This window comes from Streptomyces viridochromogenes (assembly GCF_001270495.1).
Classification (GTDB): Bacteria; Actinomycetota; Actinomycetes; order Streptomycetales; family Streptomycetaceae; genus Streptomyces; species Streptomyces viridochromogenes_A.
The window spans coordinates 1-14,009 of sequence record NZ_LGUR01000016.1 but is presented as its reverse complement, the minus strand read 5'-3'; the positions used below and the strand labels follow the sequence as shown (position 1 = coordinate 14,009).

16 protein-coding genes and 1 pseudogene are annotated in these 14,009 nt (G+C 71.1%); 5 read left to right on the top strand and 12 right to left on the bottom strand.

Translation table 11 applies throughout. The annotated features are described in order from the left end of the window. Positions 1-238 (bottom strand): annotated as a pseudogene (locus tag ADK36_RS51385) (hypothetical protein); the annotation flags it as partial. Between ADK36_RS51385 and ADK36_RS04555 the strand changes: the two are divergent. Further along, positions 129-1,130 carry a small ribosomal subunit Rsm22 family protein gene (locus ADK36_RS04555; RefSeq protein WP_053196449.1) on the top strand — a complete coding sequence of 334 codons (1,002 nt, stop codon included), beginning with the start codon at positions 129-131 and terminating at the stop codon, positions 1,128-1,130. The pseudogene ADK36_RS51385 and the gene ADK36_RS04555 sit on opposite strands and share 110 nt — an antisense overlap. Here ADK36_RS04555 and ADK36_RS45785 read toward each other — a convergent pair. After that, positions 1,039-1,458, bottom strand: coding sequence for a hypothetical protein (locus tag ADK36_RS45785; RefSeq protein ID WP_078942549.1), 420 nt, complete (start codon positions 1,456-1,458; stop codon positions 1,039-1,041). The genes ADK36_RS04555 and ADK36_RS45785 overlap by 92 nt on opposite strands. Positions 1,459-1,610: 152 nt before the next feature. After that, positions 1,611-1,811 carry a DUF6243 family protein gene (locus tag ADK36_RS04550; RefSeq protein WP_199830106.1) on the bottom strand — a complete coding sequence of 67 codons (201 nt, stop codon included), beginning with the start codon at positions 1,809-1,811 and terminating at the stop codon, positions 1,611-1,613. Positions 1,812-1,921: 110 nt separating this feature from the next. On the opposite strand from ADK36_RS04550, the gene ADK36_RS04545 reads away from it, so the two are divergent. After that, positions 1,922-2,566, top strand: coding sequence for a TetR/AcrR family transcriptional regulator (locus ADK36_RS04545; RefSeq protein WP_048587235.1), 645 nt, complete (start codon positions 1,922-1,924; stop codon positions 2,564-2,566). 170 nt (positions 2,567-2,736) lie between these two features. Continuing rightward, positions 2,737-3,468 (top strand): bifunctional DNA primase/polymerase, encoded by a 732-nt coding sequence (locus ADK36_RS04540; protein WP_048587234.1) that lies wholly within the window; start codon positions 2,737-2,739, stop codon positions 3,466-3,468. 19 nt (positions 3,469-3,487) lie between these two features. On the opposite strand, the gene ADK36_RS04535 is transcribed toward ADK36_RS04540, so the two are convergent. The 6 genes from ADK36_RS04535 to ADK36_RS04510 form a co-directional block, all read right to left on the bottom strand. After that, positions 3,488-4,480, bottom strand: coding sequence for a hypothetical protein (locus ADK36_RS04535; protein WP_078916791.1), 993 nt, complete (start codon positions 4,478-4,480; stop codon positions 3,488-3,490). Beyond that, complete coding sequence (gene efeU, locus ADK36_RS04530; RefSeq protein WP_048587232.1) at positions 4,440-5,312, bottom strand: iron uptake transporter permease EfeU; 873 nt, start codon at positions 5,310-5,312, stop codon at positions 4,440-4,442. The genes ADK36_RS04535 and efeU overlap by 41 nt, the downstream gene beginning before the upstream one ends. A gap of 6 nt (positions 5,313-5,318) precedes the next feature. Continuing rightward, positions 5,319-6,587, bottom strand: coding sequence for an iron uptake transporter deferrochelatase/peroxidase subunit (efeB, locus tag ADK36_RS04525; RefSeq protein WP_048587231.1), 1,269 nt, complete (start codon positions 6,585-6,587; stop codon positions 5,319-5,321). Between the two features lie 10 nt (positions 6,588-6,597). Next, entirely contained in the window at positions 6,598-7,755 is a 1,158-nt protein-coding gene (gene efeO / locus ADK36_RS04520) for an iron uptake system protein EfeO (RefSeq protein ID WP_053196447.1), read from the bottom strand. Between the two features lie 147 nt (positions 7,756-7,902). Further along, positions 7,903-8,718 (bottom strand): heme ABC transporter ATP-binding protein, encoded by an 816-nt coding sequence (locus ADK36_RS04515; protein ID WP_048587229.1) that lies wholly within the window; start codon positions 8,716-8,718, stop codon positions 7,903-7,905. 118 nt (positions 8,719-8,836) lie between these two features. Continuing rightward, positions 8,837-9,925 (bottom strand): FecCD family ABC transporter permease, encoded by a 1,089-nt coding sequence (locus ADK36_RS04510; RefSeq protein ID WP_048587228.1) that lies wholly within the window; start codon positions 9,923-9,925, stop codon positions 8,837-8,839. A gap of 105 nt (positions 9,926-10,030) precedes the next feature. Between ADK36_RS04510 and ADK36_RS04505 the strand changes: the two genes are divergently transcribed. Beyond that, entirely contained in the window at positions 10,031-10,675 is a 645-nt protein-coding gene (locus ADK36_RS04505; RefSeq protein WP_048587227.1) for a PhzF family phenazine biosynthesis protein, read from the top strand. Between the two features lie 10 nt (positions 10,676-10,685). Here ADK36_RS04505 and ADK36_RS04500 read toward each other — a convergent pair whose 3' ends face one another. Both ADK36_RS04500 and map read right to left on the bottom strand, forming a co-directional pair. Next, positions 10,686-11,333 carry a heme oxygenase (biliverdin-producing) gene (locus ADK36_RS04500; protein ID WP_053196445.1) on the bottom strand — a complete coding sequence of 216 codons (648 nt, stop codon included), beginning with the start codon at positions 11,331-11,333 and terminating at the stop codon, positions 10,686-10,688. A 162-nt stretch (positions 11,334-11,495) separates the two neighbouring features. Then, positions 11,496-12,353, bottom strand: a complete 858-nt coding sequence (map, locus tag ADK36_RS04495) for a type I methionyl aminopeptidase (protein WP_048587225.1) — start codon at positions 12,351-12,353, stop codon at positions 11,496-11,498. Positions 12,354-12,411: 58 nt separating this feature from the next. Here map and ADK36_RS04490 point away from each other — a divergent pair, with 58 nt between their 5' ends. Continuing rightward, the gene (locus tag ADK36_RS04490) at positions 12,412-12,642 is read left to right on the top strand and encodes a hypothetical protein (RefSeq protein WP_048587224.1); all 231 of its coding nucleotides are present in this window, start codon (positions 12,412-12,414) and stop codon (positions 12,640-12,642) included. Here ADK36_RS04490 and ADK36_RS04485 read toward each other — a convergent pair whose 3' ends face one another. Beyond that, a complete protein-coding gene (locus ADK36_RS04485; protein ID WP_053196451.1) occupies positions 12,643-14,004 on the bottom strand; it encodes an MFS transporter in 1,362 nt (453 codons plus the stop codon). It lies immediately after the preceding gene. Positions 14,005-14,009 lie beyond the last annotated feature (5 nt).

Below are 14,009 nucleotides of genomic sequence, written 5' to 3'. Positions count from 1 at the left end.
GCCCGTCCGGCGTTTGAGGACGAGGCCCGCAGGGCCGACAGCGGGGGTCTGGGGGCGCAGCCCCCAGGGATGGGACGGGTAGGGGCGGCGGGGGCGAGGAAAGGCGGGGGCACTCGTAGAATCGCCGGGTGAACGACCCCGCATCTCCGGCAGACGCCCTGCGCAGCAGCCTCGCCACCCTCCTCGAAGGCATCCCGCCCCGCCAGGCCGCGCAGGCCGTCGACCGGCTCATCGCCACCTACCGCGGGGCCACCCCCACCGACACCCCGATCCTCCGCGACCGAGCCGACGTGGCCGCCTACGCCGCGTACCGCATGCCCGCCACCTTCGAAGCGGTCCACGCCGCACTGGAGGCGTTCGCGCACACCGTGCCGGAGTGGACCCCCGGCAGCCACATCGACGTCGGCGGCGGCACCGGCGCCGCGACCTGGGCCGTCACCGCGACCTGGCCCGGCGAGCGCAGCGTCACCGTGCTGGACTGGGCCGAGCCCGCCCTCGCCACCGGCAGGGAGATCGCCGCCGCCAACCCGGCGCTGAAGAACGCCCGTTGGCAGCGCGCCCGCATCGGCTCGGCCCTCACCCTCGACACCGCCGACCTGGTCACCGTCTCCTACGTCCTCAACGAACTCACCGCCCCCGACCGCACCACCCTCCTCGACACCGTCGCGTCCGCCGCCCAGGCCGTCGTCATCGTCGAACCCGGCACCCCCGACGGCTACGCCCGCGTCATCGAGGCCCGCGACCGCCTGATCTCCGCCGGTTTCCACATCGCCGCCCCCTGCCCCCACAGCGCCGACTGCCCCATCGTCCCCGGCACGGACTGGTGCCACTTCTCGGCGCGGGTCAGCCGTTCCTCCCTCCACCGCCAGATCAAGGGCGGCTCCCTCGCCTACGAGGACGAGAAGTTCAGCTACGTCGCGGCCACCCGCCTCCCGGTCACCCCGGCCCCCGCCCGCGTCGTCCGCAAACCCCAGATCCGCAAGGGCCAGGTCCTCCTCGACCTGTGCGAGACCGAGCCCGGCCTGCGCCGAGCCACGGTCACCAAACGCCACGGCGACCTCTACAAGGCGGCCCGCGACGCGGACTGGGGCGATGCCTGGCCCCCGGGCGAGGACCAGGGCCTGCCGTAGGGACCGTGGGGCGGTCGGTGGCGGTGTGGAGCAGGGTGAGGCGCTGCTCGAAGGTGCCCGCCCCGGGGTCGGTGTGATCGACCCGCTGGCGCACTCCCAGCACGAAGAAGCGGTACCCCGGCTCGGCCCCCGGCCGCTCCTCGATCACCCTCAGCCCGGGCAGTGCCCGTAAGGCGTCGGCGATGTCTCCGCTCCCGGAACGCCCCCGGCCCGCCGTCAGTCCCGGCGCGGCGGTGGCGGCGGTGGTGGCGGTCACTGTGGCCAGACCCGCGGCCGCGAGCACCGAAGTCGCCGATGTGAGCGCTTGTCGTCTCGTCCACGTGCGCATGGTGGTTCCTCCCCGTCCTTCGCTGAACAGCTGAGCGCAGCCGCTGACCCCCGCAGTACAGCCGCCGGGCGGCGGGCGGGGATCCCGTACGAGAGGGGCCCGTCTCCCTCGGGTGAGGGGAGACGGGCCCGGGAGACGTGGGGCATGGGCGGTCACGAGGACTCGTCGGTCGTTCCCTCTCCCTGTCGTTCGTCCTGTTTCTGCTGGAACCTGCGCAGCAGTTCCTGCTTCTGGGCCTGGGCGTCGCCCCCGCCGCCGAGCCTGCCGTTCCGACCGCCGCCGCGCAGCGCCTCGCGGCCGAGGTTCCGGCGGGTGCCGCCGACTCCGAGCATGTTTCCGCCGCTTCGGGTCATGGTGAAACTCCTCCTCGCGCTCCTGAATGCACGAGACGTATCGTCTCGCGCTTGATGCCTCTCAGAATCCGGCGAGACGGTACGTCTTGTCAACCTGATAAATTCAAGCCATGGCAGCCCAGAAGTCCGCGCAGTCCGCTCAGCCCGCACCCAACGCCACCCGCCGGAGCGAGAAGTCCCGACGGGCCATCTACGACGCCGCCCTCGCCCTCGTCGGGGAGGTCGGCTACCCCAGGACCACGATCGAGGGCATCGCCGCCCGCGCCGGCGTCGGCAAGCAGACGATCTACCGCTGGTGGTCGTCGAAGGCGGACGTCCTGCTGGAGGCCTTCCTCGACCTGAGCGAACAGGCGTCCCGGGAAGCGGGCCCGGAGTACGAGTTCGCCATCCCGGACACCGGCGACCTCGCCGCCGACCTCAAGGCCGTCCTGCGCCTCACCGTCGACCAGCTCCAGGACCCCCGGTTCGAGGTCCCGGCCCGTGCCCTGGCCGCCGAGGGCGTGGTCAACGAGGAGCTCGGCCGGGTCTGCATGACCAAGCTGCTCGAACCCTCGCTCCTGCTGTATGTCGACCGGGTGCGCGCCGCCCAGGAGGCCGGCCAGGTCCGCCGGGAGGTCGACCCGCGCATCGCCCTCGAACTCTGGGTCTCCCCCCTCGCCCAGCGCTGGCTCCAGTACACGGGCCCGATCTCCTACGAGTACACCGACACCCTCGTCGACTACGCCCTCCACGGCATCGCCCCGCACCCGCGGTAAGGCGCACACGGTAGGGGCGTAAATCCCGCCAAAGCAGTGCATTGCTGCTGATCCAGGTGCTGTGTACGCCTCGCCCCACCTGGCCCGGTTGTCCGCTAAGGCCCCCCGAAGCGCACGATGGTGGGACCATAGGGCATGCTGTTCCGCACGACAGCGAGGCGAGGGGATAGATGAGCGCGGAGTTGGGCGGTCGGACCGGCCTACAGGGCAAACTCTCCCAGTGGCTGCGCGGACGCCGCCCCAAGGAGGCCGCCGGTGACGGTGGCCGGGAGGACCTGCTGCTCGCCGCCGCGGCGGTGGGACTGCCCCTCGCGCCCGCCGCGCACCCGGCCGGTTACCGATGTTCCTGTGACCGCGTCGGATGCCCCACCCCCGCCCGGCACCCGGTGTCCTTCGCCTGGCAGACGCAGTCCACCACCGACCGCGGCCAGATCGAGCGCTGGGCCCGCCACCAGCCGCAGGCCAACTTCATCACCGCCACCGGCATGGTGCACGACGTCCTGGACGTGCCGGTCGAGGCCGGGCGGGAGGCGCTGGAGCGGCTGCTCGGCGCCGGTATCGAGGTCGGGCCGGTCGCCGAGAGCGACGACGGCCGCCTGCTGTTCTTCACCCTCACCCGAGGTACGCCCGAGGACGAGGACGAGTGGTGGCCCTGCGAGCTGGACTGCCACCCCGAGACCATGGACGAGCACCCGGGACTGCGCTGGCACTGCCGTGGGTCCTACGTCCTCGTACCGCCGGCGCAGCTGCCCGGTGAGGGCCAGAGCGTGCACTGGGTACGCGGCCTGGAGCATCCGCTGCCCGATCCGCTCAGCCTCCTGGAGACCCTGACCGACGCCTGCGCCCGCTACGTGGGCGAGGAGCCCGACCACACCTCCGCGGCCTGGCCCCTCCGCCACTGAGTCACCGTACGAACGGCGACTACTCGCCCTTCGCCGACGTCAGGCCCTGGGTCCGGCCGAGGATCTGCACCTTGCCGGAGCCCTTCGGGTCCAGGGCCACCCCGTTGGAGATGATCTCCACCGTCAGCGACTGCTTGATCTCACCCGTCGTCAGCGCCAGCACGGCCTTGTCCGTGGCGGGGAAGGCGGCACCGGTGGCGGCGGTCTCCTTCTGGTAGTAGCGCGAGGAGAAGAACACCAGCGCCCCGCCGTCCTTCGTACGCAGCGCCAGCGGCGCGAAGTCGCCGCTCGTCAGCGGCTCGTCGATGAACTGCCTGACCAGGCCCGGCCGCACGGCGTCCTTCGCCCGCTTGGCGCGCCACTCGCTGGTGTGACGGCCGTCCGCGAAGGTGTCCCCGCCGTCCTTGAGGTAGTTCACATAGTCCTTGCTCAAGTCCTCGGGCGCCACCGCCAGTTCGGTCGAGTTCGCGGGGACGGCCTCGGCCCAGCCGTCCTTGTCCGTCTTGAACTCCGGTACGTCACCGGGAGCCATCAGCGTCAGATATGACGCCTCCCACGGGGCGGTCAGGCTGTTCCGGCTGAACACGAAGACCCAGCGCGCGGTGCCGCCCTTGTTGGCGCCCGCGTCGGCCACGAACCAGCGCGGCCAGCCCGCCTTCTTCGGGATCGTGAACTTGGGGTCCGACAGCTTCAGCGGTGTGTGCGCCGCGTTGCCCTCCGGACTGACCGCCTTGCCCGCCTTCAGCCGGGCCTCGTCGATGGCGCCGAAGGCGCCCTTGACGTAGCCGGCGTCCAGGGAGCTGTCGTATGCCTTGTCGGCCTTGTTGTACGCGGCTGTGAACTGCTGGAGCGCCTTGGCGGCCTCCGCCCTGGTGGTCGAGGGGAGTACTTCCTTCTCCCCGTGGACCACCACGCATCCGCTTGCCGTCAATGACAAAGCGGTCAGCGATGCCGCTATCAGTGCGCTCCGGTCAAGCCTGCGGAGCCTTCGAGGGCCGCGATCCCTGCTCATCAGCTGCCTTCACCTTCCCCTTCCCGGAGGCGAACCCTACCGGTGCGAGGAACAGCGCGAGCGTCGGGATCAGGTACAGCAGCCACACCGTGACCTGGACGAGGGTCGGGTCGGGCTGGAAGTTGAAGACGCCCTTCAGCAGCGTGCCGTACCAGCTCGACGGATCGACGGTGTCGCTGATGTCGAAGGCCCGGTCGCTCAGGCCCGGCAGCCAGCGCGCTTCCTGGAGGTCGTGGACGCCGTACGCCAGCACGCCCGCCGCCACCACGACCAGCATGCCGCCCGTCCAGGTGAAGAACCTGGAGAGGTTGATGCGCAGCGCACCGCGGTAGAACAGCCAGCCCAGGACGATCGCCGTGACGATGCCGAGGGCGACGCCGACCAGCGGGCGCGGGCTGCCGTCGCCGGCCGCGCGCACCGACGCCCACACGAACAGGGCCGTCTCCAGGCCCTCCCGGCCGACGGCCAGGAACGCCGTCGCGACCAGCGCGCCCGTGCCCATCTGAAGGGCCGCGTCCAGCTTGCCGTGCAGCTCGGACTTCAGGTGCCGGGCGGTGCGCCGCATCCAGAACACCATCCACGTCACCAGCCCGACGGCGAGGATCGACAAAGACCCGCCGAGCGCCTCCTGCGCCTCGAACGTCAGCTCCTGCGAGCCGAATTCGAGTGCGCAGCCGAAGCCGAGCGCCAGGGCGAGTGCGACGCCGATGCCGGTCCAGATGGGCTTCAGCGCGTCCCGGCGGCCGGTCTTCACCAGGTAGGCGATGAGGATGCAGACGACCAGGCTGGCCTCAAGACCTTCGCGCAGGCCGATCAGGTAGTTGGAGAACATCGGTCCTCACGCCTCCTCGGAGAACAGCGTCCGGCCCCACCAGTCGTCCTTGTCGCGGACGCCGGGCGGGATCGCGAAGAGCGCCGAACCCACGTGCTGGATGTACTCGTTGAGCGAGTCGAGCGCCAGATTGCGCTGGATGCGGATGAACCCGGTGCGCGGGTCCCGCTGGTAGGCGAGGAAGAACAGGCCCGCGTCCAGGCGGCCGAGACCGTCGGTGCCGTCGGTGAAGGAGTAGCCGCGGCGCAGGATCGTCGCCCCGTCGTTGGAGGCGGGGTGCGCGAGCCGGACGTGCGCGTCGGGCAGCATCGCCTTCAGGAACGGCTCGTCACGCTCCTTGGCCTTGCCGACGGGCGCGCCCTCGCCCTTGTCGCGGCCGAAGATGTCCTCCTGCTCCTGGAGCGAGGTGCGGTCCCAGGTCTCGATGTGCATCCGGATACGCCGGGCGACGAGGTAGGAGCCGCCGGCCATCCACCGCGGCCCGTCCTTCTCGCCCACCCACACGAACTTCTTCAGCCGGTCCGTCTCCGTCCCCGCGATGTTGCGGGTGCCGTCCTTGAACCCCATGAGGTTGCGCGGGGTCTGCTCGTCGGGCGTCGTGGACGAGGTCTTGCCGAAACCGAGCTGGGACCAGCGGATGACGACCTTGCCCATGCCGATACGGGCCAGGTTGCGGATGGCGTGCACGGCGACCTGCGGGTCGTCCGCGCAGGCCTGCACGCACAGGTCGCCGCCGCTGCGGTTCCTGTCGAGGTTGTCGCCGGCGAACTTCGGCAGCTCGACGAGGGCTTCGGGGCGGGCGTCCGCGATGCCGAACGCCTCGCCGTACTTCTCGAAGAGGGACGGCCCGAAGCCGATCGTCAGCGTCAGCCGCGACGGCTTGAGGCCCAGCGCCTCACCGGTGTCGTCCGGCGGCGCCTCGGCCAGCCCGCCGTACGCGCCCTCGCCGACCGCGTGCCCGGCGGTCATCCGGCGTGCGGCCGCCGTCCAGTCCTTCAGCATCCGCACGAACTCGGCGCGGTCGTCGGTCTTCACGTCGAACGCGGCGAAGTGCAGCCGGTCCTGCACGGGCGTGGCGATACCGGCCTGCTGAGCGCCGTGGAATTCGATCGCGGCGCCCGTCGCGGCGCCCGCCGGGTCGACGTCGTTGCCCGTACGGGTCATCGCGACCGCGCCGCCGGCCGTGGCGGCGCCGAGCGCGAGCCCGGCACCGCCCCAGCCGATCAGCGCACGCCGGGACGGGGACGGTGAATTCCCGGTCGAGGTCTCGGTCATGGGGTGCCCCCTACTTCACGACGACGGCGGCGGCGAGCTTGGACAGCGGCTCCGCGAGGGCGTTGACGCCGTCCGACAGCTCCTTGCGGTCGGCGTCCCCGACCTTGTCGTACGAGGTGAAGTCGTACGACGCCTTGTCCGTGCGGTACTTGTCGAGCAGCGTGTTCAGTGCGCCGAACTGCTTGTCGAGCTCGGTGACCAGCGCCGGGTCGTTCTCCTCGGCGACCGGCTTCAGCAGCGCGTACGCCTTCTCGGCGCCCTCGACGTTGGCCTTGAAGTCGACCAGGTCGGTGTGCGAGTAGCGCTCCTCCTCACCGGTGACCTTGCCGGTGGCGACCTCGTCGAGGAGTTCCTTGGCGCCGTTGGCCATGGAGGTCGGGGTGATCTCGGCCTTGCCGACCCGCTTCTGCCAGTCCTTCAGGTCGGTGACGAGCCGGTCGGCGAGCTGCTTCTCGCGGTCGCCGATCTTCTTGTCCTGCCAGAGGGCCTTCTCCAGGCGGTGCCAGCCGGTCCAGTCCGTGGCCGGGTCCTGGCCGTCCTCCAGGCCGTCCTCGCGGACGTCGACCTTCGGGTCGATGTCGCCGAAGGACTCGGCGACCGGCTCGGTGCGCTCCCAGCCGATGCGTGAGGGGGCGTACGCCTTCTTCGCGGCCTCGATGTCACCGTCCTTGACGGCCTTGGCGAACGCCTCCGCCTTCGGCAGCGTCTCGTCGGCCTGTGCCTGCGTGTACGCGCGGTAGGCGGCGACGGCCTTGTCCAGCCGCGGGTCGCGCTTGGCGGCAGCGCCCTCGCCGGTGGCCTTGACGGCCTGCCGGATGCCGTCGCCCTTCATGCCCGGCTTGCAGGCGATGGTGTAGTCGCCCGCCTTCACCTCGGCGGTGACGGTCTGCTTGGTGCCGGGGCCTATGTTCTCCCGCTCGGTGACGATGCGGTCGTCCGGGAAGAGGATGTAGACCTCGGTGACCTTGGAACCCTTGTTCTCGATGGCGAGTTCGACGTGCCCGGCCGGGAACTCCTTCTTCGACACCTCGCACTTGTCGTCCGTCGAGGTCACGTTGACGACCCGGTCGCCACCTGCCGAGCTGCCCTTCTCGGTGCACCCCGTGACGGCGGTCAGAGCCGCCACGGTGGCGGCAGCGGTGACGGCGGAGAGTCTGGCGGGTCGCATGAAGGCTCCAGGAGATGGCGGGAAAGTGTGCGTGACGGGCCTCACGCAGTAGGAAGGTGAGGCTCACCTAACGCACCTAAGGATCGCCTAAGTGGCCAAAAACGCTCCCATGGAGGAGTCAAAGGAGAGTCAAAGGTTGCCCCGGGATCAGCGCCGCGGGGTCACCAGGACCGCTCCTGTCCGGGGATGCGAAAGCACGTCGACGGGCTGGTCGTAGACCTCCGACAGCAACCGCTCCGTGAACACCTCGGCCGGCGGCCCGTCCGCCGCGACCCGCCCGGCCCGCAGGACCGCCACCCGGTGCGCGTAGGCCGCAGCGAGCCCCAGATCGTGCAGCACGACCACCACCGCGTCTCCGGCCCGCGCCCGCTCCCGGCACAACCGCAGCACCAGCTCCTGGTGCTTGAGGTCCAGTGCGGCGGTCGGTTCGTCGAGCAGCAGCAACGGCGCCCGCTGGGCCAGCACCCGGGCAAGCGCGACCCGGGCCCGCTCACCACCGCTGAGTGCGGAGAACGGCCGCAGGGCGAAGGCGGCTACCTCGGTGGCGGCCATCGCCTCGGCGACGGCGAGGTCGTCCTCGGCGGGGGAGGCGGTGGCGTGGGGTGTGCGGCCCATGCGTACGACCTCCTCGACCGTGAAGGGGAAGGAGAGCGCCGCCGACTGGGGGAGTACGGCGCGACGGAGGGCGAGTTCGGGCGCGGTCCAGTCGGCCGCCGGTCGCCCGTGGATCCGTACGACCCCCTCGGCGGCCGGAAGATCGGCGGCCAGCGCGCTCAACAGGGTGGACTTTCCCGCACCGTTGGGCCCGACGAGGGCGAGCACCTCGCCGGCGCGGACGGTGACGGAGACGCCGATCAGCACCTCACGGGCGCCGAGACGAACGTGCAACGACTCGGCGGCGGCGAGGATGTCGCCGGGTTCGGAGGGGGCTGGGGGAGTGGGGCGAGGGCGGAGCAGTCTCACGGAGGGTCCTTGTCGAGAAGGGGACTGGAGAACCTAAGGGGCGCGGGGCTGTGTCGATATGCGGCTCCGCCGCGTGGGCGCGACCAGCCCTCACGCACCCGCACCCGGCATACGACCCTCAGGCCCACCCCCCTTGCCGCCGCCGAGTCCGCCGCAGTAGCCAGAAGAAGAACGGACTGCCCAGCAGAGCCGTGAGCACCCCGAGCGGCAACTCCGCGGGCGCCGCCACAGTCCGCGCGGCGACATCCGCCGCGAGCAACACCACCGCCCCTCCCAACGCACTCCCCGGAATGAGGAACCGATGCCCCGGCCCCGCCGCCATCCGCAACAGGTGGGGCACGACGAGGCCGATGAACCCGATGACCCCGGAGACGCTGACCGCCGCGGCCGTCAGCAGCGCGACGACCAGGATCAACGCGACCCGCATCCGCTCCACGTCCACCCCCAGGTGCCGTGCGGGCCGGTCGCCGAGGGCGAGCAGGTCCAGGCGGCGGGCGTACAGCGGTGCCACCACCAGCCCCACGACCGCGCAGGGCAGGACCGCCGTCACCTTGGGCCAGGTGGACTGGGCGAGGGAGCCGAGCTGCCAGAAGGTGATCTGGTTCACCGCGGCGGTGTCCGCGAGGAAGATGAACAGGCCGATGAGCGCCCCGGCGAAGGCGTTCACCGCGATGCCCATGAGGATCAGGGTCACGACCTCCGTACGGCCGCTCGACCGGGACATCGCGTACACCAGCAGCACGGTGCCGAGGCCGGCGACGAAGGCCATCGCGGGGAGGGTCCAGTTGCCGAGGAAGGTCAGCCCGAGCGAGATGGAGGCCACCGCTCCGACCGCCGCGCCCAGGGAGACGCCGATGGTGCTCGGCTCGGCCAGCGGGTTGCCGAACACGCCCTGCATCAGCGCTCCGGCGCACCCCAGCGAGGCGCCGATGAGCAGCGCGAGCACGATCCGCGGGAAGCGCACGTTCCACAGCACCGACTCGGCGACCCGGTCCGACTCGCCGCCGCCGAGCCCGACTTTGTGCTGTACGGAGGCGAGGACGTCCCCGACCGGGATCGGGTAGGCGCCGATCCCCGCGGCGACCGGGACGAGGACGAGGAGGGCGAGGCTCATGCCGACGGTCAGCAGCCAGGCGGCGGTGTGCCGTCTGCGGGGCGGCGGCGCTTCGGCCACGACCTCGGGTGCGGCCTTCTCCAGTACGGTCATGCCGCGAATCCCCTTCTTGCGCAGCCGACTTCAGCCGGGTGAAGCTTAGGTTAGCCTTGCCTTGGTCGCTGCTGGCGCGCGACCGAGTGATGTTTCAATTCCCCCGTGACTGACTACGACGTCCTCCGCGTCTTCTGCGGACCGACCGGTGGATACGGCAATGAACTCGGCGTCGTCCGCGAGGGCTCCGTGATCCCCGAGCGGAGCGACCGGCAGGCGTTCGCCGGGAAGCTCGGCTTCAGCGAGACCGTGTTCGTGGACGACCCCGAGCGCGGGGTCATCGACATCTACACGCCGACCCTGCGCCTGCCCTTCGCCGGGCACCCCTGCGTCGGTACGGCCTGGCTGCTCGACGTGCCCGAGCTGGTCACCCCGGCGGGTGTGGTGGGCGCGCGGCTGGACGGGGAGTTCAGCTGGATCGAGGCACGGGCGGAGTGGGCGCCGCCGCGTACGCTGCGGCAGTACGCGACCGCCGCCGAGGTCGACGACCTTCCCGTGCCCCCGCCCGGCGAGTGGATCTACGCCTGGGCCTGGGAGGACGAGGCGGCCGGGCGTGTCCGCGCCCGCGGCTTCCCCGGCCGCGGCGACGGCATCGACGAGGACGAGGCCACGGGCGCGGCGGCGCTGCTCCTCACGGACCGCCTGGGCCGCGCCCTCAACATCACGCAGGGCGCCGGATCGCAGATCCTCACGGCACCGCAGCCGGCGGGCTGGGTGGAGGTGGGCGGCAGGGTGTTCCTGGAGCGCTGACCGGAACCGGTCACGCGGACAGGGGGAACTCCTCGCCCAGTGCCCGGAACACCGCCGTGTTCAGGGCGAACGCCTTCTTGCACTCCGCCACGATCCGCTGCTTCTCCAGGTCGTCCGCATGGACATCGTCCAGCAGCTCTCGGTAGCCCCGCTTGAACGCGGCCGGGTTGGTGATCTCCTCGAAGACGTAGAAGCGGACCCCGTCGCCCTTGCGCGCGAAGCCCCAGGTCCGCTCCGCCTTGTCGCGGATGATCTGGCCGCCGGAGAGGTCACCGAGGTAACGGGTGTAGTGGTGGGCGATATAGCCGCCCGGCCAGTCCTCGGCACACTCCCGCACCCGGTCCGCGTAGGACTGGGTGGCGGGCAGCGCGGACAGTCCCGTGCGCCACTCCGGACCCCGCAGATGCGCCAGGTCCCGCTCCAGCGAGGCCAGCCGGAACAGCTCCGGCTGGATGAACGGACCCGTCACGGGGTCCGACGCCAGCCGCTCGGCACCGGTCTCCAGCGCCTCGTACACGAACCACAGCTGCTCGGTGTAGCGCGCGTACGCGTCGACGCCGAGCCGTCCGCCGAGCAGGTCGCTCATGAACGTCGAGGTCTCGGCCTCCACGTGCTGTTCATGGGACGCGGTGCGGATGAGTGTCGAGAAGGGCTCCATGGGGCACATCCTCCAAGGTAAGGCTTACCTAAGTCAATAGCTTGCCGACACCCTGTCGGTAAAAGCGTACAAGAGAAAGCCCGCCCTGGCAGGGCGGGCTCGGTGATCAGTGCTCGGTGATCGGTGCTCGGTGCTCGGTGAGCGGTGCTCGGTGAGCGGTGCTCAGGGCAGCGTCAGGATCTCCGCCCCCGTCTCCGTCACCACCAGCGTGTGCTCGAACTGCGCCGTGCGCTTGCGGTCCTTGGTGACGACCGTCCAACCGTCGTCCCACATGTCGTACTCGTGCGTCCCCAGCGTCAGCATCGGCTCGATGGTGAAGGTCATCCCGGGCTGGATCACCGTCGTCGCGTGCGGGCTGTCGTAGTGCGGGATGATCAGGCCCGAGTGGAAGGACGAGTTGATGCCGTGACCGGTGAAGTCACGCACCACGCCGTAGCCGAAGCGCTTGGCGTACGACTCGATGACGCGGCCGATGATGTTGATCTGGCGGCCGGGCTTGACCGCCTTGATCGCGCGGTTCAGGGACTCCCGGGTGCGCTCGACCAGCAGCCGGCTCTCCTCGTCCACGTCGCCGACCAGGTACGTCGCGTTGTTGTCGCCGTGCACCCCGCCGATGTACGCCGTCACGTCGAGGTTGACGATGTCGCCGTCGCGCAGAACCGTGGAGTCCGGGATCCCGTGGCAGATGACCTCGTTGACGCTGGTGCACAGGGACTTCGGGAAGCTGCGGTAGCCGAGCGTGGACGGATAGGCGCCGTGGTCGCACATGTACTCGTGCGCCACCTTGTCCAACTCGTCCGTCGTGACACCGGGCGCGATCAGCTTCGCCGCCTCGGCCATCGCCCGCGCGGCGATACGGCCGGCGACGCGCATCGCCTCGACGGTCTCCGGGGTCTGCACCTCCGGACCCGTGTACGGCGTCGGCGCGGGCTTGCCGACGTACTCGGGGCGGCGGATGTTTCCGGGCACGGAACGGGTGGGGGACAGCTCCCCTGGGACAAGCAGCGACTGGCCAGACATGCGAGCGAGTCTAACCAGCGGGCATGGGGGAACATGTCGGTGGCGAGAGGAGCCGGACATGGCCTTGTTCAAGAAGCGCACGGTCGGCAAGCCGGGCGAGTGGTACTACTGCCTCGTCCACAAGAAGGTCGAGGAAGGGCCGGAGTGCCCGGCCAAGGACCGCTTCGGGCCGTACACCAGCCGGCAGGAGGCCCAGCAGGCGATGGACCTCGCCCGGGAGCGCAACCTGGAGTGGGAGAACGATCCCCGGTGGCACGACGCCCCGACGGGTCCGGCGGACGACGACTGATCAGCCCTCTGCCGCCGGTGCGGGTGCCTGTGCCGGTGCCGACGCGGGTGCGGCCGCTGCCGTCGCCCGCTGCTCCCGCAGCCGTACCGCGTGCTCGTTCGTCCGCGCGTCGTACGTCATGAGCTTCGGCAGGCACAGCGCCAGCAGCCCCACCGCGCCCACGCACAGCAGCCCGCCCGACCAGATGGACGCCCGTACGCCCTGCCAGGCGGCGACGCCGCCCACGTAGGTCTGGCCCAGCTGCGGGCCCACCGAGTACGACAGCAGCTCGATCCCGGCGAGCCGGCCGCGCAGCTCGTCCGGGATCGTCTGGTTCCACATCACCCCGCGGAAGATGCCGCTGACCATGTCGGCGGCGCCGCCGACGGTCAGGAAGAGCAGCACCAGCCATACGTTCCCGGAGACACCGGCCGCCGCGATCGCCACGCCCCACAGCGCGGCCGCCACCACGACGGCCCGCCCGTGCCGGTGCACCCGCGACGTCCAGCCGCTGGTCAGGCTCACCAGCATCGCCCCGGCCGGCACGGAGGCGTACATCAGGCCAAGGGCCCAGGGGGCGTCCAACTCGTCCGCGAGGAAGGGCAGTACGGCGAGCGGCATCGCGAAGAGCATCGCCGCGATGTCGATGACGTACGTGCCGAGGAGCTCCTTGCGGCTCCAGGCGTAGCGGGCGCCCTCGGCGATGGCCTTCAGCGACGGTTTCGCGGCCTCGTGGGAGGCGGGGGAGGGGGCGAGGCCGACGACGAACAGGACGGAGACGGCGAAGGTCAGCAGGTCCGCGCCGTATGCCCAGCCGAGCCCCGCGTACGCGACGACCACCCCGGCCAGGGCCGGGCCCGCGACGCCGCCGACCTGCCAGCGCAGCGCGTTCAGCGAGGCGGCGGCCGGGAGGTGGTCGTGGGCCACGATCCGGGGCAACAGGGCGTCCAGGGCGGGGCGTTGGACCGATACGAGGGCGGAGGACAGGGCGGCGACGACGTACAGGGGCCAGATCGCGGGGCTCGGCAGCAGCGCGTTGACCAGCAGGGCCGCGCTCAGCACCGCCTGCCCGGCCTCCGTCCACACGATCAGCTTCCGCTTGTCGAGCGCGTCGGCGAGGGCACCCCCGTACAGCCCGAACACGACCAGCGGCACCAGCTCCACGGCCCCGATCGCCCCGACCGCCGCCGCGGACCCGGTGAGCTCCTTGATCTGCACGGGCAGCGCCACGAAGGTCAGGAAGCTCCCGAAGGAGGAGACCAGCCCCGCCAGCCACAACTTCCGGAAGTCCGCGGAGGCACGCCAGGGGGTGAGGTCGGGGAGCACGGCGCGCAGGCGGGAGGGAGCGGGGGAGGGGGAGGGAGCGGGGGCGTCGTCCGTCACGAGGG

Excerpts from the sequence above, each read along its gene's own strand:
- ADK36_RS04540 (WP_048587234.1), top strand. The coding sequence starts at position 2,737 with ATGAGCGCGGAGTTGGGCGGTCGGACCGGCCTACAGGGCAAACTCTCC.
- efeB (WP_048587231.1), bottom strand. The coding sequence starts at position 6,587 with ATGACCGAGACCTCGACCGGGAATTCACCGTCCCCGTCCCGGCGTGCG.
- ADK36_RS04510 (WP_048587228.1), bottom strand. The coding sequence starts at position 9,925 with ATGACCGTACTGGAGAAGGCCGCACCCGAGGTCGTGGCCGAAGCGCCG.
- ADK36_RS04490 (WP_048587224.1), top strand. The coding sequence starts at position 12,412 with ATGGCCTTGTTCAAGAAGCGCACGGTCGGCAAGCCGGGCGAGTGGTAC.
- ADK36_RS04500 (WP_053196445.1), bottom strand. The coding sequence starts at position 11,333 with ATGGAGCCCTTCTCGACACTCATCCGCACCGCGTCCCATGAACAGCAC.
- ADK36_RS45785 (WP_078942549.1), bottom strand. The coding sequence starts at position 1,458 with ATGCGCACGTGGACGAGACGACAAGCGCTCACATCGGCGACTTCGGTG.
- ADK36_RS04545 (WP_048587235.1), top strand. The coding sequence starts at position 1,922 with ATGGCAGCCCAGAAGTCCGCGCAGTCCGCTCAGCCCGCACCCAACGCC.
- map (WP_048587225.1), bottom strand. The coding sequence starts at position 12,353 with ATGTCTGGCCAGTCGCTGCTTGTCCCAGGGGAGCTGTCCCCCACCCGT.
- ADK36_RS04535 (WP_078916791.1), bottom strand. The coding sequence starts at position 4,480 with ATGAGCAGGGATCGCGGCCCTCGAAGGCTCCGCAGGCTTGACCGGAGC.
- ADK36_RS04550 (WP_199830106.1), bottom strand. The coding sequence starts at position 1,811 with ATGACCCGAAGCGGCGGAAACATGCTCGGAGTCGGCGGCACCCGCCGG.
- efeU (WP_048587232.1), bottom strand. The coding sequence starts at position 5,312 with ATGTTCTCCAACTACCTGATCGGCCTGCGCGAAGGTCTTGAGGCCAGC.
- efeO (WP_053196447.1), bottom strand. The coding sequence starts at position 7,755 with ATGCGACCCGCCAGACTCTCCGCCGTCACCGCTGCCGCCACCGTGGCG.